Annotated in this window: 19 protein-coding genes and 2 other annotated features; of the genes, 16 read left to right on the forward strand and 3 right to left on the reverse strand. The window is 55.9% G+C overall.

Going from position 1 to position 18,174, the window contains the following annotated elements; genetic code table 11:
* The first annotated feature begins 119 nt into the window (after positions 1-119).
* From MKY86_RS03700 to MKY86_RS03710, 3 genes are all read left to right on the forward strand, one after another.
* Complete coding sequence (locus MKY86_RS03700) at positions 120-746, forward strand: RNA polymerase sigma factor (RefSeq protein ID WP_445669928.1); 627 nt, start codon at positions 120-122, stop codon at positions 744-746.
* Positions 710-1,918, forward strand: coding sequence for a hypothetical protein (locus tag MKY86_RS03705; RefSeq protein WP_076081094.1), 1,209 nt, complete (start codon positions 710-712; stop codon positions 1,916-1,918). The genes MKY86_RS03700 and MKY86_RS03705 overlap by 37 nt, the downstream gene beginning before the upstream one ends.
* Before the next feature lie 146 nt (positions 1,919-2,064).
* The gene (locus MKY86_RS03710; RefSeq protein WP_076081096.1) at positions 2,065-2,871 is read left to right on the forward strand and encodes a hypothetical protein; all 807 of its coding nucleotides are present in this window, start codon (positions 2,065-2,067) and stop codon (positions 2,869-2,871) included.
* A 43-nt stretch (positions 2,872-2,914) separates the two neighbouring features.
* Here the strand turns inward: MKY86_RS03710 and MKY86_RS03715 are convergent, their stop codons facing one another.
* Positions 2,915-3,925 (reverse strand): ATP-dependent DNA ligase, encoded by a 1,011-nt coding sequence (locus MKY86_RS03715; protein ID WP_340826198.1) that lies wholly within the window; start codon positions 3,923-3,925, stop codon positions 2,915-2,917.
* A complete protein-coding gene (gene ku, locus MKY86_RS03720) occupies positions 3,918-4,898 on the reverse strand; it encodes a non-homologous end joining protein Ku (RefSeq protein WP_076081098.1) in 981 nt (326 codons plus the stop codon). The genes MKY86_RS03715 and ku overlap by 8 nt, the downstream gene beginning before the upstream one ends.
* A 142-nt stretch (positions 4,899-5,040) precedes the next feature.
* Between ku and MKY86_RS03725 the strand changes: the two genes are divergently transcribed.
* From MKY86_RS03725 to MKY86_RS03760, 8 genes are all read left to right on the forward strand, one after another.
* Entirely contained in the window at positions 5,041-5,220 is a 180-nt protein-coding gene (locus MKY86_RS03725) for a hypothetical protein (RefSeq protein ID WP_076081100.1), read from the forward strand.
* Positions 5,221-5,235: 15 nt separating this feature from the next.
* Positions 5,236-5,421: an H-type small acid-soluble spore protein gene (locus tag MKY86_RS03730; RefSeq protein WP_076081102.1), complete on the forward strand. Its 186-nt coding sequence runs from the start codon at positions 5,236-5,238 to the stop codon at positions 5,419-5,421.
* A gap of 244 nt (positions 5,422-5,665) precedes the next feature.
* Positions 5,666-6,640 (forward strand): DMT family transporter, encoded by a 975-nt coding sequence (locus MKY86_RS03735; protein ID WP_076081153.1) that lies wholly within the window; start codon positions 5,666-5,668, stop codon positions 6,638-6,640.
* Between the two features lie 88 nt (positions 6,641-6,728).
* Entirely contained in the window at positions 6,729-7,220 is a 492-nt protein-coding gene (gene tsaE / locus MKY86_RS03740) for a tRNA (adenosine(37)-N6)-threonylcarbamoyltransferase complex ATPase subunit type 1 TsaE (protein WP_143803786.1), read from the forward strand.
* Entirely contained in the window at positions 7,217-8,044 is an 828-nt protein-coding gene (gene tsaB, locus MKY86_RS03745) for a tRNA (adenosine(37)-N6)-threonylcarbamoyltransferase complex dimerization subunit type 1 TsaB (protein ID WP_076081104.1), read from the forward strand. The genes tsaE and tsaB overlap by 4 nt, the downstream gene beginning before the upstream one ends.
* Positions 8,041-8,565, forward strand: coding sequence for a ribosomal protein S18-alanine N-acetyltransferase (gene rimI, locus MKY86_RS03750; protein WP_051477836.1), 525 nt, complete (start codon positions 8,041-8,043; stop codon positions 8,563-8,565). Before tsaB ends, rimI begins: the two co-directional genes overlap by 4 nt.
* On the forward strand, positions 8,562-9,611 hold the full coding sequence (gene tsaD / locus MKY86_RS03755) for a tRNA (adenosine(37)-N6)-threonylcarbamoyltransferase complex transferase subunit TsaD (RefSeq protein WP_076081106.1): 1,050 nt from the start codon (positions 8,562-8,564) through the stop codon (positions 9,609-9,611). The genes rimI and tsaD overlap by 4 nt, the downstream gene beginning before the upstream one ends.
* Before the next feature lie 54 nt (positions 9,612-9,665).
* Positions 9,666-10,008: a binding site (T-box leader), on the forward strand.
* 51 nt (positions 10,009-10,059) lie between these two features.
* Positions 10,060-10,349, forward strand: a binding site (T-box leader).
* Between the two features lie 75 nt (positions 10,350-10,424).
* Entirely contained in the window at positions 10,425-11,987 is a 1,563-nt protein-coding gene (locus MKY86_RS03760) for a 2-isopropylmalate synthase (RefSeq protein WP_076081108.1), read from the forward strand.
* Positions 11,988-12,757: 770 nt separating this feature from the next.
* On the opposite strand, the gene MKY86_RS03765 is transcribed toward MKY86_RS03760, so the two are convergent.
* Entirely contained in the window at positions 12,758-14,713 is a 1,956-nt protein-coding gene (locus tag MKY86_RS03765; protein WP_036723187.1) for an ABC-F family ATP-binding cassette domain-containing protein, read from the reverse strand.
* 216 nt (positions 14,714-14,929) lie between these two features.
* Between MKY86_RS03765 and MKY86_RS03770 the strand changes: the two genes are divergently transcribed.
* The 5 genes from MKY86_RS03770 (at position 14,930) to tatC (ending at position 17,879) form a co-directional block, all read left to right on the forward strand.
* Positions 14,930-15,592, forward strand: coding sequence for a 5-formyltetrahydrofolate cyclo-ligase (locus MKY86_RS03770; protein ID WP_083685411.1), 663 nt, complete (start codon positions 14,930-14,932; stop codon positions 15,590-15,592).
* Positions 15,583-16,059, forward strand: coding sequence for a cyclic pyranopterin monophosphate synthase MoaC (gene moaC / locus MKY86_RS03775; RefSeq protein ID WP_076081112.1), 477 nt, complete (start codon positions 15,583-15,585; stop codon positions 16,057-16,059). The genes MKY86_RS03770 and moaC overlap by 10 nt, the downstream gene beginning before the upstream one ends.
* Positions 16,060-16,150: 91 nt before the next feature.
* On the forward strand, positions 16,151-16,636 hold the full coding sequence (locus tag MKY86_RS03780) for a MogA/MoaB family molybdenum cofactor biosynthesis protein (RefSeq protein ID WP_036693720.1): 486 nt from the start codon (positions 16,151-16,153) through the stop codon (positions 16,634-16,636).
* A gap of 131 nt (positions 16,637-16,767) precedes the next feature.
* Positions 16,768-17,010, forward strand: a complete 243-nt coding sequence (tatA, locus tag MKY86_RS03785) for a twin-arginine translocase TatA/TatE family subunit (protein WP_076081114.1) — start codon at positions 16,768-16,770, stop codon at positions 17,008-17,010.
* A 104-nt stretch (positions 17,011-17,114) separates the two neighbouring features.
* Positions 17,115-17,879: a twin-arginine translocase subunit TatC gene (tatC, locus tag MKY86_RS03790; RefSeq protein WP_076081116.1), complete on the forward strand. Its 765-nt coding sequence runs from the start codon at positions 17,115-17,117 to the stop codon at positions 17,877-17,879.
* Positions 17,880-18,174: the final 295 nt, after the last annotated feature.

Below are 18,174 nucleotides of genomic sequence, written 5' to 3' on the forward strand. Positions count from 1 at the left end.
TTTCTGTTCAGAATCACTACGTTACAGGTATTATCCGCATACCAGAGATATTCCATCCGTATATAGGCTAACATGAAGCAGTGAAAATTATTGAACGTTGTCCCGATTGTCTATCGCCGATGCTTATAAGAGTAGGAGATGTGCGTAGAAGGGAGTGTTTGTTGATTTTGGACTGGATTGAACAGGCCGTAGCCCGCGTGCAGGCCGGAGAAGTGGAGCCTTACGCCCAGATTGTCGAGGCGTACCAGAAGCCGATTCACCGGTATTGCAGCCGTCTGCTGGGAAGCAGGTCCGAAGCGGAGGATGCCGTGCAGGATGTCTTGGTCAAGGCTTATTTGAATATTGCGGCGTATCGCCCCGTTGCCAGTTTTTCCTCCTGGCTGTACAAGATTGCCTACCATCATTGCCTGGACCTCATCCGCAGACGTTCAAGGCAGCAGCGGGTGCTGAAGCTGTTTCAGCCTGCGCCGCCCACGGAAAGCCCCGAGCAGAAGGTAGACCGGAATATTTTTAGCGAACCGCTTGCCAAAGCGCTGTCCAGGCTGAATACCGAAGAGCGGAATCTGCTGGTGTTGCGGATTTTTGAAGAGCAGAGCTTCCCGGAAATTGCGGGGATTATGGATAAGAACATGGAAGCAGTTAAGAAAAAATACAGGCGGACCCTCATGAAATTAGCCAAAATGATATCAGCTTACAAAGGAGGGAGCGAATGGAACGACAAGGAAGCTTTATCGAAGAAAATGTGAAGAAGCTGAGCGGAAATGAGGGCTATGAGGATGTGGATGTGAAAGACCGGGTGATGCAGCGGATACGTGAAATCCATGCCGGAAATCGGTCAGAAGCGCCTGACGCCGCAGCACACGGAGATTCTGTGAGTCCGCCTGCAGAGACTGGAGCAGATCCCGAAGCCGGGAACAGCATACCGATGATGCAGCAAGCCCGTACGAGGTATCCGCGGCAGCGGAAGCCGCGTTCCAAGACTGTAATTGCAGCTTCGGGACTCACGGCGGTCCTCCTCCTGTCAGCAGCAGGATTCGGCATATACAAGCTGACCGCCGACAATAACTTTCCAGTACCGCCCCGCACTGCTGTAGAAATCATCGAATCTCGGGAAGGCTCGCCGCTGACGTTGAATAACAGCACTGGTAAACAGGTTCTTCAAGCCTTCTGGAGTAAGCAGGGGACCACTCCTATCTCCACTCCTTCATCCGCTGCAGTTAAATACGACGATCTGATGAAGGTCTATGAACAGCAGGCGGAGACTGAGCTTGGTCCCGGGGAGAAGGCGGTATTTTACATCAAGGATGCCGGATTTAAGCAGCTGGCCGATGGGCTTGGATACAGCACCAGGCTGTTCACTGTGTCCCGTTCGCTGACCTATAACGAATATGGCGATTTCGCCAAGGCGTGGAGTGCCATTGCCCTTGCCGGAGCGCCGCTGCCTTCCAGCCTGTCAGGCGGCTATAGCTTTGCCAAGGCACAGATCAAATATGATTTTTATATAAGTCCTGGAACCCCGGACTATCAGCACCTTCTGCAAACGCTAGAGGCAGAAGCCCAAACGGACACTAGCGGCAAGCAGGTATTTGCCCGCAAGCTGGAGAAGGATGAGACCGATAAGCTATTCATCACCATGGACTTCCTCAAAGATGGAGTCACTCGTTCCTTTCAACTGAATATTGGCTCCAGCACAATAAATCTTCTCCCCGGACAATCCGCCGAGAAATGGTTGATAGAGGGCAAGGAGGCACTCTTCATCTCGGGTGTGTCATCCGGAGGGAATCAGAATATCTGGTCTGCCGCCAACAGACTGATCTATTATAACGAAGCGGCCAACGCAACATATACCTGGAACGACGCCTTAAACAGGCTGGATAAAAGCGAATGGCTGGCGCTGACCTCCGCTTTTATCCAATAACGGTGGGTCAGAAGCCTTGCAGCGTTAGATTCGAAATCATTTTTGGGTAGAGTGTCCCTTTTATAGTATGAAGGGCGTTACAGATATGTAGCTACACAATACACAACAAGCGGTTGCCGGAACCGTTGCTAAGGAGAGAATAAGTCATGAGAATGAATGTTAAGGCTGTTATTGCAGGAATGAGTCTTGTATTACTGATGGGAACCGCCAGCGGTGCGGCAGGGGCTGCTTCGTCATCCGCACAGAAGAAGAGCAAGGGCACGGTACCTGTTGTACAGTCTGTCCAAACGGAGCCATCCATTCAGCAGCTGATAGACAAGAAAAATACAGTCAAGCTGCAGAGCGGAGAAATCCGGCTAACCTACATTAATCATGCCAAGGTCAATCCGGACGAGACGCTTGATTTCCGCTATATGCCATACAGGTTCGCTAATATCAGCGAGGCTGCCAAGAAGCTGCTGGCTTTGACAGGGAAATCATTGGAGGAACCGGGGAGCTTACCGGAGGGCTTCGTGTTTCAGGAGGCTGTTCTTGACCCTGTGATCCCCTTCTTCCTCGGCGCAGATTATAAGAAGCTCAAAGATCAGCTTAAAGCGGAGGCAGTAGCTTCCGGCAAGAAAGTAATCTTTAAGAAGTACAAGTGGACGGGCGGGCAGGTTATGTTGACCTATACTAAGGGCGCGGAAAGAATCCGTCTTCATTCCGGACCGACGGTCGACCTCCCGGCAGGGGTAACCTATGCGTCACTGCCAGGCGACAAGGCTGAGGATCTGATCATCAACGGGCGTGAAGCTGTCTATACCCTGTTTGGTCCTCATCATAATGATCTCAAGGCAGAGTTAACCTGGGCCAGTGAGGATGGAAGCCAGACCTACAAGCTTACGGTGAATCATAGCAGCAGCCTTGCCAAAGAAGAGCTGGAAGCCATTGCAGCCACCCTGATTACGCCATAAATAAACAGACAAAAGCGTTCTTCCGTCCATCGGAAGAACGCTTTTAGCTGAAAACGGGGGCTTCCCGCTGACTCAGCAGGCAATGCATCGGAGGCAGCTCAACCCAGGCTTGAATACTCGGCTGGCGCAGAGTGCCTGAGGCATTCCATTCCAGATAATGAACCTTGAAGACCAGCTTCGGCTTGATCCAGAATGCGCCCTTGCTGCGCTCCGGCAGTTCGGCAAACGGCATTGTCTCCGAAGCCAGCGTGTGAACCTGCTCCGTCAGTTTACGCCAGTCCTGCACGGTCATCCGGCCCGCCCCGGCGTGGCCGATATAATGGAGCTTACCTTCGTCATCGTAGAGACCGAGCAGCAGGGCATTGACCGTCCCGTCCCGGAAGGTTACGCCCCCGGCGACAGCGGTGACATCGGAGATGATCTTGAGCTTCTGCCAGCGCTTGTCCTTGCCGCCCGGCGCATAAGTGCTGTGCATATCCTTACAGACGATCCCCTCCAGACTGCCCTGCCGCGCCGCAGCGAGCAGCTGGGCGGGGTCCGGGTAGCTCGGCACCTGCTGCACATGGGGATGGGGCAGCAGCATCTCCTTCAGCAGCTCCTGCCGCCGGGACAGCGGTTCATCCAGCAGCCAGATACCGTCACAATACAGTATATCAAAAACCATATACAGCACCGGAACCTGCGGCTGCACTGCCCGGATCGCCGCCTCGTTCTTCAGGCTGTCCCGCCGCATAACCTCATGGAAGGAGGGCTTGCCGCCGCTGAGCGCAATGATCTCGCCATCCAGAATGAAGGAGCCGGCCCGGCAATAGCTTCCTGGTTCGGCCAGTTCAGGATACTGGAGTGTGCGGCGGTTGCCCCGGCGGTTAATCAGTTCGGCATGGCTCCCGTCGTAATAGGAGATCATCCGCACGCCGTCCCATTTGATCTGGGCGATCCACTGTTCTCCGCTTGGAAGCACAGAGGCCAGTACAGGCTCAAACGGAGTGATGGTCTTAAGCTGAAGGGAGCTGTCCAGCCTGGCGGCGGGTGCAGACGCCCGGCCTCTAGGCACCGGTTCCCTTGCTCTTCGCGCTCCGGCGCTTCGGCTTCGGGGCAATCACCGGAATTGGTCCGGTAGCTTCATCTACAACCGGAGCGGCGGCTGTATCGGTTGTAGTCGCGGCGGCAGTGGCCTTGGCCGGACGTTTCTTCGCACCGGCGGCTGTCCTTGGCTTAGCCCCGCTGCCTCCCTTAGCCGGTCCGGGATCGGAAGGAATATGCTGCACAGCTTCGATACTGGCCTGCAGGGCAGCCATCAGATCGATAACATTGTTCTCCTGGCGGGCCGGAGCAATATGGAACTCTTCCCCGGCAATTTTGTGCGTAATCAGATCAAGCATCCGCTGGCGGTAATCATCCGTATATTTGGCAGGCTCGAACGGGGTGGACAGCTGTGAGATCAGCAGCTTGGCCATATCCAGCTCTTTGTCGTTCACGCTGCCCGGCTCCGGCAGGCCGGGAACCTGCGATACCGGACGGACCTCGTCCGGGTAATAGATCGTTTCAATCGCCAAGCAGTCCGCCAGGACGCGGATGGCGGCCAGACTGCTTTTGGAGCGGATGGAGATCTTGGCAATACCGATCTTCCCGGTCTGACGCATCGCCTCCATCAGCAAACGGTAAGCATTGGCCCCTGCCTGGTCTGGCGATAAATAGTAGGTCTTCTGGAAATAAATCGGGTCAATCTCCGTCAAATCCACGAAATCCAGTATGGTGATGCTCTTACTGCTCTCCTCGCTTAGCTGATCCAGCTCCTCCTTGTCGAACAGAACAAACTTGCCCTTCTCATATTCGTACCCCTTGCCGATCTCCTCCCAGGTGACCTCCTTGTCACAGACAGGACATTTACGTACATAAGACAACGGACTGCCGCATTCTTTGTGGATGTAGCGCAGCGAGATGTCTTTATCCTCCGTAGCGGAGAACATCTTGACCGGAACATGCACAAGCCCGAAGCTGATGGCCCCTTTCCAAACGGTATGCATGAGAATCGCCTCCTGATGGGATGTGGTATGGCTTAGTATGGGGAGGCAGGGCTTTTTCTAGCCGGATGCATGTTTTGAGAGTCATGGGAAAAAATAAATGCTGCTCAGCTTGCACAGACCCAAAGCGAGAAGAGGAGGCATTATGGACAAGGAGCACTATCAATGGAGCGATGCGTTATCCGAGCAGGATATTCCGGCTGAAGCGGTCAATTGGGACAATATTATTGCCGGTCCGGAGGATGCCGGACTGGACGAGGACGCAGTATTGCTGGATGCTGATGCAACGATCGGGGAGCTTCCAGCGGAAGATGAAGAGGAATAGGGGGGCAAGAAAAGAATGGATATAACACGTGCGCAGGATATTTACGCTTCCAAGGACAAGATTGGGGTGCATCTCGACGGAGAACCGGTTTGGATTGAGCATGTAGATTCGGATAATGGTATGGTAACGGTTCAGGTAGGCTCCCGGCCGACGAATACACAGACTGTTGGTGTTGAGCGGCTGGAGGAGCAGGGGAAGTAGCGGGTCAGCACAATAAGTCCTGGTAGGTATCCAGGTGAAATACTAATTCGAGCAGGCGTTCTCTTGGCGGTGACACCATCGCGGGAGTCTCCTGCTTTTTGTGTGGCTGACCTCCTACACACGTTATGCTCAGGGCCGGGGTATGGAGCCGTAGCCTCTAATAATAGCTGACACAGATATTGACGCCGGGCGTGGTGAGCCCCTATATTTGGGAGAAGAATTTTGACGAAAAGAGATGATGGAAGTGCGTCCGATATTGCTGGGTGTCTGCTCGGCGCTGTTTTTTGCGGTGACGTTTGTGCTGAACCGGAGGATGGAGCTTGCGGGAGGAAGCTGGGCGTGGAGCGCCTCGCTGCGGTACTTGTTCACGCTCCCGCTGCTGCTGGCGATTGTGGCCGGAAGAGGGAGGCTGAAGCCGCTGCTGGCTGCGATGAGAGAACGGCCTGGAGCCTGGCTGCTGTGGGGAACTGTCGGGTTCGGCTTGTTCTACGCGCCCATCTGCTTCGCCGCTGCCTATGCACCGGGCTGGCTGACAGCAGGAACGTGGCAGATCACAATTATCTCCGGTTCGCTGCTGGCTCCGTTCTTCGGAGAATGGGTTAGCGGACCGGGAGGACGAGTATACATAAGAGGTAAAATCCCGCTGCGCGGGCTGCTGCTCTCCCTGATTATTCTCGCGGGAGTGGCGCTGCTGCAAGTAGAGCAGGCGCGGCAGCTTGCCCCATCCCAGGTCCTGCTGGGCATTGTCCCGGTACTTATCGCTTCCTTCGCCTATCCGCTCGGCAACCGTAAGATGATGGAGCTGTGCGGCGGCCAGCTGGATGTATTCCAGCGGATTCTTGGTATGACGCTCGCCAGTCTGCCCTTCTGGCTGGCTGTCGCTCTGTATGGGATGGCAGATACAGGCCTGCCCTCCTTCTCGCAGGTAGGACAATCGGTCATCGTTGCACTCAGTTCGGGAGTTGTGGCTACGGTGCTGTTTTTCCGGGCTACCGATCTGGTCCGGGATAGCATGAGCAGTCTGGCAGCCGTGGAAGCGACCCAGTCACTGGAGGTGCTGTTCGCCTTGCTGGGGGAGATGCTCCTGCTGGCCTCGCCGCTGCCTTCCCTCCTGTCATGGGCGGGGATTGCCGTCATTATTGGTGGTATGGTGCTGCATAGCCTGTTCTCCCGGCATCCGGGGAAGCCTGCGGCGGCTCCGGCGTTCTCAACGGAATGACAGGCTGTTGCGGTGCAAGTAGCATACCGATATAATTAAAAGTATTGTTAACGGTTAAGGGATCTTCAAAAAGGTGGTAGTTGCAGCTTTGGACAATAATACACAAACGGTGTTTACAACCCGTTCATTCGGCCTTCAGGATACGGAGGCACTTGCCGCCGCTATTGCTGCCGCGTCATCGGCGGGGATGGTTATCGGACTTGACGGGGATCTAGGTGCTGGCAAAACAGCGTTCTCGCAGTGCTATGCACGCCATTTGGGTGTGAAAGGTATTGTGAATAGTCCTACTTTTACCATTATTAAAGAGTATGAAGGACGTCTGCCGCTGTATCATATGGATGTATACCGGATATCGCTGCAGGAAGCGGACGAGCTGGGACTGGAAGAGTATTTCTACGGTCAGGGTGTGTGTCTGGTGGAATGGAGCCGAATCATTACTGATCTGATGCCGCCGCGGCATCTCCATATAGAGCTGAAGACCGCCGGCCCGGAGGAACGGGAGATTACGGTGACCGGAATCGGAGAGCCTTACGGCGAAGTGTGCCGGATGCTGATCCAGAAGTGGGGTAAAGAAACATGACGAACTCGAATAATGAGCCGCGCAAGCGGTTTTTGGCGCTGGATACATCAACGGCAGTTCTGGGAGTGGCCGTGACTGGCGGCGGGGAGCTGTTGCATGAGATTAATGCTTCCGGGGAGCGGAACCATTCGGTTCATCTGCTGCCTATTATTGAGCAGGCACTTCAGGCGTCTGCCACTACGGCCGAAAGAATCGGCGGAATCTCGGTCGGGATCGGCCCGGGCTCCTATACTGGAACACGGATCGCTGTGACTGCAGCCAAGACGCTGGCCTGGGCCTGGAACGTACCGGTTACCGGTGTATCCAGCCTGCATGCGCTGGCCTGGGGCGGATACCATGCGGCTTCTGCGCAGCAGAAGCAAGGCTCCATAACGTCCCCGAACGGCACGGCAGGAACAGACTGGATCATTCCGCTGATCGATGCCCGGCGGGGACAGGCATACACCGCTGTATTCGCGGCGGACGGGGACAAGCCTCCCCGGCGGCTGGCGCCGGATGCGATCCGGCTGATGGCCGACTGGGTGCAGGAGCTGGCGGTACGGCTGAAGGAAGCCGCAGCTGAGGGCAATCTGCCGGACACACTGTGGTTCGTAGGGGAGACGGCGCTGCACGGAAGTGCGGACATGCTGGCTCCGCTGATGGAAGCTGCCAACGTCCAGGCATTGCCTTATGAGCTGGAAGGACGCTGGACCGGATTTCTGGCGGAAGCGGGTCTCTACGAAGAGAGCGGAGATTTGCATACGCTGATTCCCAATTATACGCAGCTGTCGGAGGCGGAGGCGAATCTGCGCCGCAGCAGCGAAGGGAGCCTGAATACACGATGATCGAACCGGAACGTAGACCGGCTCAGGGGACTGAGCTTGTTTTTCGCCTGATGCGGCTGGAGGATGTGCCTGCGATTCTTGTGATTGAACGGGAGGCCTTCACCATGCCTTGGACAGAGGAAGCCTTCCGCAACGAGCTGACCCACAATCATTTTGCTAAATATATGGTAATGGAGCTGGCAGGGCATATTATTGGCTACGCAGGAATGTGGGCGATTGTCGATGAGGCGCATGTCACCAATATTGCACTGCTGGAGGCATACCGGGGACGTAAATGGGGCGAGCGGCTCCTGGACGAGCTGATGAAGACGGCGGCTTATCTCGGCATGCAGTCGATCACGCTTGAAGTACGGGTCTCCAATGAGGTGGCCCAGAATTTATACCGCAAAAAAGGCTTCAAGCCTGCGGGTACCCGCAAGGGCTATTATTCGGACAACCGCGAGGATGCGCTCATCATGTGGGCCGATCTGCCGGAGTACGGGGAGCAAGCTGTAACGGAAGGAAGCGTGGACTTGAAATGAAGACAGACACGGGCGCAAGGGAGCCTGTATTGATTCTGGCGATTGAAACCAGCTGTGACGAGACCTCTGTAGCTGTAGTGAAGGATGGCTGTGAGGTGTTGTCCAACATCATCTCCAGCCAGATTGAGACCCATCGGGCATTCGGGGGAGTGGTGCCTGAAGTGGCCTCCCGCAAGCATGTCGAGGTGATAACGCTGGTCATTGAAGAAGCCTTAAGCGTAGCCGGCGTACGTCCGCAGGAGCTGACGGCAGTGGCGGTAACGCAGGGTCCGGGATTGGTGGGGGCGCTGCTGGTCGGAGTCGTGGCTGCCAAAAGCCTGGCGCTGGCCTGGGGCAAGCCGCTCATCGGCACCCATCATATTGCCGGTCATATCTATGCCAACCGGCTGGTCAAGGAATTGAAGTATCCGGGCATGACGCTGGTGGTGTCAGGGGGGCATACGGAGCTGGTGCATATGGAGCGGGAAGGAGCTTTCCGGATTATCGGGCGCACCCGTGACGATGCCGTCGGCGAGGCGTACGACAAAGTGGCGCGGGCCTTGGGCTTCCCTTATCCGGGAGGGCCGCATGTGGACAAGCTGGCGCATGAAGCGGAGGAAGCCTTCGCTCTGCCGCGTGTGTGGCTGGAGCCGGGCTCGTATGACTTCAGCTTCAGCGGTCTGAAGTCCGCGGTGCTGAACGCGGTGAATCAGAGCAAGATGAAGGGGCTTGTGCCGGATGTCGCGGCTATTGCGCGCGGCTTCCAGGAATCCGTAGTTGAAGTGCTGGTCGAGAAGGCGATCCGTGCCGTCCGTGAATACCACGCGGAGCAGCTTCTGCTCTGCGGAGGGGTAGCTGCGAACAAGGGGCTGCGCGAAGCCCTGATCCGGCGCTGCGGAACAGAAGGGATTGAGCTGATTATCCCTCCTCCCGTGTATTGTACGGATAATGCGGCGATGATTGGTGCCGCAGCTTATGTGAAATGGAGACATGAAGGCGGAATTCCGCTGGATATGGTAGCTGATCCCGGTTATTCGCTGGAGAAATGGTCGGTATCTGCCTATTGACTTTTGCAGAAGCCGCCGGGTATAATCAGTTCAATTCAATCATCTTATATTTGAACAAACGCAATGATCGGAAGCAGTAAGGTCACTCCGGGATAAGAGAGCTGCGGGAAGGTGCGACGCAGTCGATGGAGACCTGAACTCGTCCGGGAGCGGAGCGGTGGAAGCAGGGAGCTCTTGGAACAGGAGCGCTGGCCGGTACAGGGTGTAATCCGGCAACCTTAGGTACACCGTTACGGTTAACCTCCGTGAGAGGGTGGTCAGTCAAGGCTGAACGGAGTGGGAACATTCCGGGAACCTTGCAGACATGGAGTGGGTATCGCAGAACAGCTGGAAGGTTAGCAGGTTCGGATATCAACAAGAGTGGTACCGCGACAGTGAATAGCCTGTCGTCTCTTGAATGAGACGGCAGGCTTTTTTTGTGCACATTTTGTGAGGAGTTATATAGGAATGACACGCAAGGATCGGGAGCAGTAGACGGCTAAGGTGAACAGAGAGCTGCGGGGAGGTGCGACGCAGACACCAGAGGCCGGCGAATCTCGCCCGTGAGCGGAGCGGCGGAAAGAGCTACAGGTACGCTGCTACGGATGTCCCCGTTACCGGACTATTCAGATCTTTATAGCTTCCGTTATCGGGGCTGGGAGATCTGATCTAAGCTGGACGCAGCGGGGACTTCTGACATCAGGGAGCCTATGCGTCAAAAAGAGTGGTACCGCGGAGGGCTGACCCCCCGTCTCTTTATAAGAGACGGGGGGTCTTTGTGCTTTTTAGGAGGCAGCCCTCCATTATATAAACCTAATTTGAGGAGGAATTACGATGATTATTCCGGTAAAGAAACGAATTCAGATTTTTGACACGACGCTGCGTGACGGGGAGCAGGCCCCGGGAGCCAGTCTTACCCCTGAGCAAAAGATTATTCTGGCCGGCAAGCTGGCGGACCTGGGAGTGGATGTCATGGAGCCGGGATTCCCTGTATCCAGTCCGGGGGATTTCGCTGCGGTGGAGACGATCTCCCGCAACATTCAGGGCGTGGAGATCTGCGGCTTCGCACGTGCAGTCAAGGGGGATATCGATGCTGCTGTACGGGCCACCCGGGATGCCGCGCGGCGGCGGATTCATCTGTTCATCTCCTCCTCCGACATCCATCTGCGCCATCAACTGCGCATGAGCCGCCCTGAGGTTGTAGCGGTTGCCAGAGAGATGACGGCTTATGCCCGCCAGTTCTGCGATGCGGTAGAGTTCACTGCAATGGACGCTGCACGGACGGGCATCGACGATCTGATTGAGATGGTCGAGGCAGTAATTGAAGAGGGTGCTTCGATTATCAATCTGCCGGATACGGTAGGTTATGCGCTGCCTCAGGAATACGGAGAGATGTTCCGGCGTGTGCGGCTTGGCGCCAGGGGCGGAGACAAGGTCATCTACAGTGCGCACTGTCACAACGATCTGGGCCTCGCCGTAGCGAACAGCCTGGCGGCCATTGAAGGCGGCGCTACACAGATTGAGGTCACGGTCAACGGTGTGGGCGAGCGGACCGGCAACTGTGCGCTGGAGGAGCTGGTCATGGCGCTGGAGACACGCGGAGACGCTATCGGCGCCGAGACTGGAATCGTGCTGGATAAGCTGTATGACACCTCACGGATGATCAGCGGGGCGATGCATTTCCCGATTGCCTTCAACAAGCCGGTGGTCGGGCGCAATGCCTTCCAGCATGAATCCGGCATCCATCAGGACGGTCTGCTGAAGGACCGCAGCACCTACGAGATTATGGACCCGGAGCGGCTGGGCATCCCGCGCAGCATGATTATCCTCGGCAAGCATTCCGGCAGGCATGCGCTGAAGGACCGCGCCGCGAAGTACGGCATTGCCCTGGATTCGGCGGAGCTGGACGCGCTCTACGAATCCTTCAAGGAGACGGCTGACCGCCAGAAGGCCGTCAGCGATGATGAGCTGCTGCGGATGGTCAGCAGCACCACAGGACAGCAGGCGCAGGTCTATGCGCTCGGCGAGGTCCAGGTTCTGGCCGGCAGCGCGCCGCGCCGCGTGGCTGCAGTGACAGTGCGCCATCTGCAGAGCGGCGCAGAGACGACACAGACCAGCACCGGAGACGGTCCGCTGGAAGCAATCATTGCCGCTATAGGGCAAGGGATTGCCGAGGATATCCGCTTCGACGGGCTGGAGCTGCATTCCCTCGGCAGCGGCGGGAATGCCCAGGCCGAGGCCGCCGTCATGGTGGAGTGGAAGGACACCAGGTTCCGGGGCACGGCCATCCATCACGATATCGTGATGGCCGCAGGCATTGCTTACATCGCCGCTTGTAATGCGGCACTGCTGTCGGAATCGGAGGTGCCCTCTCCCGGCTCGGCGGTGAATAGCTAAAAAGCTAGAGACCGGAGACCAGAGTGAAGTTGCCTCGCGGATTCAACGCTTTTCAAGGACGCCTCTGCCATGTCACCGACATCGGCAGGGGCATTTTTGCTGGCAGGGGCTAGCAAAGCGGCGTATGGCCGAATGTAGGCGAAAAACCGAACACATTTCTCGTCGCGATGGCTGACGGGCGCATTGTAATCGAAAAACCGACCACAATGCGCCGGATGAAGGTGCGCGAGCCAAATGTAATCGAAAAACCGACCACAATGCGCCGGGTGAGGGTGCGCGAGCCAAATGTAATCGAAAAACCGACCACAATGCGCTGGGTGAGGGTGCGCGAGCCAAATGTAATCGAAAAACAGACCACATTCGGCGTTGCGTGGGAGCGTGGGCCGGATGGCGCACAAGTGAACGTACATATCGCCTAAACCTAACATGATTTTTGCCACTTGCGGCATTTGTCAACCTGTGGACAACGTTATCCACATATTCCGCACGAGTTGTGTAAAAACCGTGTAAAATAAGCAATAACGCCTTTTTTGCGAGCACCATAAACAGGAGGTTATGCTATGAAACAAAATTGTGAGAATTGTGGATAATGTGGATAGTTCGGTGGATAAAAAGTCCTTGACAAGCAAAGTAGCCATTTTACGCATGAAAAAAGCCCCGAAGGGCTAATTTTAGACGATAGTTATGCACGGAAACTGTGGATGAGCCTGTGGATAACTAGATTTGAACAAATTGGAAACTGTTAAAATTTTTTTTGATGCGCCTTTACATTATTCCTCAGCCAGTTTCTCCCATTCGCTAAATAAATCTCCCAGCTCGCGTTTTTTGTCCTTAAGCTCACTTTCATGCTCCTGAAGCGCCATATAATCCTGATACACCTCAGGCTTAGTCATTTCATGCTCAATCCCCGCGATGGCTTCCTCCAGCTTCGCGATATTCTCCTCCAGTTCGGAGATGCGGCGCTGGCGGTTCCGCTCCTCGCGTTTGGCCTGCTTCTCCGCCTCATAGGAGAGGGAGCTTCCTTTCTCGGCGGATACCGCCTCGTTGTCGGCACTGCGGGAGGACTTGGCGGCGGCAAGCTCGGCTTCCTCTTCGGCAATCGCTTTGAGCTCGAGCTTTTTCTCGATATAGTCGTCATAATTGCCCAAATACTGATCAATTCCGTCCGGGTGCAGCTCCAGTACCCGTTCAGCCATCTTGTTGAGGAAATAACGGTCATGGGAAATGAACAGCAAAGTGCCTTCAAAATCGATCAGGGCCGATTCGAGTACCTCACGGCTGACGAGATCCAAATGGTTGGTAGGCTCATCGAGAATCAGCATATTGGCTCCGCGAAGCATTAGCTTGGACAGGGCCACCCGGGCCTTTTCGCCGCCGCTCAGCGCAGCTACCTTCTTAAGTACATCCTCGCCGCTGAACAGGAAGTTGCCGAGAATCGTACGGATTCTGGCCTCCTCCAGCATCGGATATTCACTCCACAGCTCCTCCAGCACCGTATTGCGCGGATTCAGCCGGGTCTGCTCCTGGTCGTAGTAGGCGATCTTCACCTTGGTTCCCCAGTTCACGGTTCCGCGGGAAGGCTCGCGGGTGCCGGTCATGCATTGCAGCAGTGTGGACTTCCCGATCCCGTTTGGTCCGATCAGCGCCGCTGTCTCGCCGCGCCGCAGCTCGAAGGAGGCATTGCGGAAGAGCGGTGCAGCCTCAGGACTGAAAGAGACTGCGACCTCCCGGACCTGCAGCACTTCCTTGCCGGACATGAAGTCAGGCTCGAAGGAGAAGCTGGCCTTCTTCAGGTCGCCCAGGGGCTTGTCGATACGCTCCATCTTGTCGAGCGCCTTGCGGCGGCTCTGTGCCCGCTTGGTGGTGGAGGCCCGGACAATGTTGCGCTGCACGAAATCCTCCATCCGTGAAATTTCGTCCTGCTGCTTCTCATACTGCTTCATACGAATCTCGTATTCCGCAGCCTTCAGCTCCATATAACGGCTGTAGTTGCCTGTGTATCTGCGCGATTGGTGCCGCTCGATCTCCACAATGGTCGTCACCAGGCGGTCAAGGAAATACCGGTCATGGGATACGACCAGGATGCCGCCGGCGTAGCCGCGCAGATAATCCTCCAGCCAGGTGAGCGTCTCGATGTCCAAATGGTTAGTCGGCTCATCGAGCATGAGCAGATCAGGGGCTTGAAGCAGAATGCGGGCCAGTGCCAGACGTGTCTTCTGGCCTCCGCTTAACGTTGAGATCGGAGTATCCGGTGCGAACTCTCCGAAGCCCATCCCGTGCAGCACGCTGCGGATACGCGTATTGATCTCATAGCCGCCGTGATCCTTGAACCAGTCGGAGCGCCTGGCATAGCGCTCCAGCAGATCCTCATAACGCTTCGGATCTTCGGCAAGTGCCGGATCGGCGATGTCCGTCTCCAGCTGCCGCAGCTCGGCCTCTGCCTCCAGCAGCGGCGCAAATACCGCGAGCATCTCTTCCTGTATGGTGTTATCCGACTGCAGGCCGCTGTTCTGGGCCAGATAGCCAATCGTAGTCTCTTTAGACTTATGAATTTGTCCGCTGTCATAAGACATCTCACCCGCGAGAATCTGCAGAAAGGTCGATTTGCCTGCCCCGTTGACGCCAACCAGCCCGACTCTCTCCCTCTCGTTCACCATTAGGCTAATGCCGTCCAGCACGCTTTGTATACCGTATGATTTCGTAATTCCTGTCGCTTGAAGAAGCATTCTGATGAAACCTCCGCCCTTGCAAATTGGCCTCGGCGGCTTGCGCCCAGGCGATTGTCTAATCTTATTCTCCAGTTTACATGAAAAAGGTTAGCCGTGCGAGGCTCATTCTTCTAACAAGGGGAATGAATCAACCTTGGCGAACCGGTGAGAAGAGTGGTAAACTGAGCTTACAAACTATGATAAGCTAGGAACAAGTGAAGGAGGAGGCTGCCTATGCAGGAGCACAGCATGCAGCTTGCCGGGCGGAAGCGCGAGCTTCGCACCGGGAAAACCGCGCTCCGCGATGCCTTGCCCATGGAGCAGCGGGAGCTGTTATCCGCCCGGGTGTGCGCCCATGCCTGGAGCTGGTTCTCGCAGGAAGGCGCAGCTTCACTGCTTGCGTATGCGCCGTTTCGCTCCGAGCTGAACTGCCGTCCGCTTCTTGCGGCGGCATGGGCGGAAGGGCATGAGGTACTGCTTCCCCGCGTCAACCGGGAGAGCGGGGACTTAAGCCTTCACCAGGTAAGCTCCTGGGATGAGCTTGTCCCTGGAACCTACGGGATCCTGGAGCCGCCGGCCGGGAGTGCTGCACTTGCCAGCCCCATCGCGCAAGCAGGACGGGGAAGCGGCTTGCCGGAGGTCATCTTCGTGCCCGGACTGGCCTTTGACCGGCGGGGCGGCCGCCTCGGCTACGGACGCGGTTATTATGACCGCTTGCGCACTGCCCTGGAGGCCGGAGTCCCCGGTACGGCTGCCAAGCCTATGTGGATTGGTCTGGCCTACGGCCTCCAGCTGGTACCGGAAGTACCGCTTGAGGAGCATGATGCCTTAATGGATCTGCTGATTACGGAGAACGGCATCTGGGATTGCCGGAAGGAGAGGGCTGCATGGAATTAACTCATTTCAACGAGCAGGGCAGAGCCCGCATGGTGGATGTGAGCGACAAGGAAGTTACCAGGCGGACAGCGGCAGCCAGAAGCCAGGTGCATATGGCCCCGGAGACGCTGAGCGCCATTAAGGCGGGAACGATCCGCAAGGGCGATGTGCTTGCGGTAGCTCAGGTTGCAGGAATCATGGCGGCGAAGCAGACCGCAAGCTGGATTCCCATGTGCCACCCGCTGCCGCTTACCGGAGTGGATATCCGCTTCATGGATAACAACAAAGATGAACTATATATAGAAGCAACCGTCAGCACTACCGGTAAGACCGGGGTGGAGATGGAGGCGCTCACTGCCGTATCGGCAGCGGCGCTGACCGTATATGATATGTGCAAGGCGCTGCAGAAGGACATGATTATCGGACCTACAATGCTGGTGTCCAAGAGCGGCGGCAAGAATGGGGATTACGCGCTGGAAGCAGAATAGAGCAGCAACAGAGAATGATACAGCCGAAGGCGCAGCGGCAGCTGCTTCAGCAGCCGGATATACATAGTACATAGAGAGGGAGGGACAACCTATGGCGTGGAAAACAGCAATCCTGACGGCCAGCGATAAAGGGGCCAGGGGCGAACGGGAAGACACGAGCGCCCAGGTGATTCGGGAGCTGGTGGAGGAGGAGCTGGGCGGCGAGATCATTGAATACCGGATCGTGCCTGATGAGCAGGATGAGATTATTGCTGCACTGATTGAGCTTACGGATTATTTTCAGGCGGATCTGGTGCTGACAACCGGCGGAACCGATCTGGCCATCCGCGATGTTACGCCGGAGGCGACGCGGCGGGTCATTGAACGCGAAGTGCCCGGACTCTCCGAGGCGATGCGCAGTACGGTGATGCAGAAGAACCGCGCAGCTATGCTGTTCCGGGGAATCTGCGGCATCCGCGGAAGAACTCTGATTGTCAATCTGCCCGGTACCCCGAAGGGGGTACATGAGAATCTGGCGGCGATTATGGATCAGCTTCCGGAAGCTCTGTTAATGGTTACGGGACAATACCGCCAGTAATCGGACTCTGCTCTATTCACTTTTGTCTAAATCGTTCAGGATACACAATGGATGTGTGATATAAGTTATGGTATTATTATTTTATCGTTAACTATTGTCATGAACGGACAGAAGGATGGGAGGAAACCGGTATGTTAGGTGGTATTGGCACACCCGGAATTATCTTGTTGGTTATCTTGGCATTGCTGCTCTTCGGTCCCAATAAGCTTCCTGAGCTGGGGCGGGCAGTCGGGCGTACCTTCCGTGAATTCAAGGACGGTGCACGGGAGATTGTGAGCGAGCCGGAAGCGGCCAAGCGGAGCGAGACTGTTGCTCCTGCGGCTGCGCAGACGGCAGCAGCAGAACTTCCGCAGGACCGCCGTCTGCCGGAATAATTTTAAGGTTCCCACGCAGGGGCGTCTTTCCCAGGTCTGCTTTTAGACCGGGGCGGCGCCCTTTTTTTGAAGATGAAAAAATGTCAATCCGGGTGGTGTCAGTCATGTCTCTGGAAGCGGAAGAAATGTCCCTCGTCGATCATCTGACGGAGCTGCGCAGACGTCTTATCTACGTGCTGATCGTGTTCGTAGCAGGACTTGTGCTCGGCTTATTCGTCGCCAAGCCAATCTATCTGTACCTGATCAGTGCCGATGCTGCGCAAGGCTTCGTCCTGCATGCGTTCTCCTTCTGGGATGGAATCGGGATGTATATGAAGATCGCTATGGCGGTCTCGCTGGTCTTCTCCGTGCCGTTCATCGTCTTCCAGCTATGGGCGTTCATCAGCCCCGGCCTGCGGCCTGTGGAGCGGAGCGCTGCCCTGCGTTATGTGCCTTATGTGTTTGTGTTGTTTATTGCCGGCATTGCTTTTGCCTATTACATAGTGTTCCCTATGGCCTTATCCTTCACGATTTCGATTACGCGGAATATGGGGCTTGAGGAGACCTACGGCATCGCCGAATACTTCGATTTCCTGTTCAGTCTGGTGATTCCGCTGGCCCTGCTCTTCGAGCTGCCGCTGATTGTCATGTTCCTGACCAAGCTCAGGGTGCTGAACCCGCTGCGTCTGCGCAAGATGCGCCGTTATGCCTATTTCGCGCTTGTGTTCATTGCTGTGGTCATTACACCGCCTGATTTCATCTCGGACTTTCTGGTGACGATTCCGCTGCTGGTGCTGTATGAATTCAGTGTGTTTCTGTCCGCATTCGTCTACCGCAGGCAATTGGCTGAGGACGCTAAGCGGGAGTCGCGGTATGTGAAGGCAGATTAGTGGGAAGGGGGCATAATATGCCCCTTGCTGGATAGAATGTAGGAGAGTGTGTGTCGGACAAGCGCTGAAACCATAATTTTGGCAAAAACAAATATGATTTTGTGTAAAAGGACTTGAAATTCGCCTTCAAGTTGAGTATCATAAAAATTGTTGTTAGCACTACAGAGGGTTGAGTGCTAACGCTGCTGAAAAACCGGGATTGGCCGGAGCAACATTCCGTAAGGGATGCTGATGGCGCAGATCCCCGCAGCTCAATCTATGTTTTTAAGGCAAATCACATAATTTCAAAGGAGGC

This window comes from Paenibacillus sp. FSL R7-0333 (genome assembly GCF_038000365.1).
GTDB classification, from domain to species: Bacteria; Bacillota; Bacilli; order Paenibacillales; family Paenibacillaceae; genus Paenibacillus_AQ; species Paenibacillus_AQ silagei.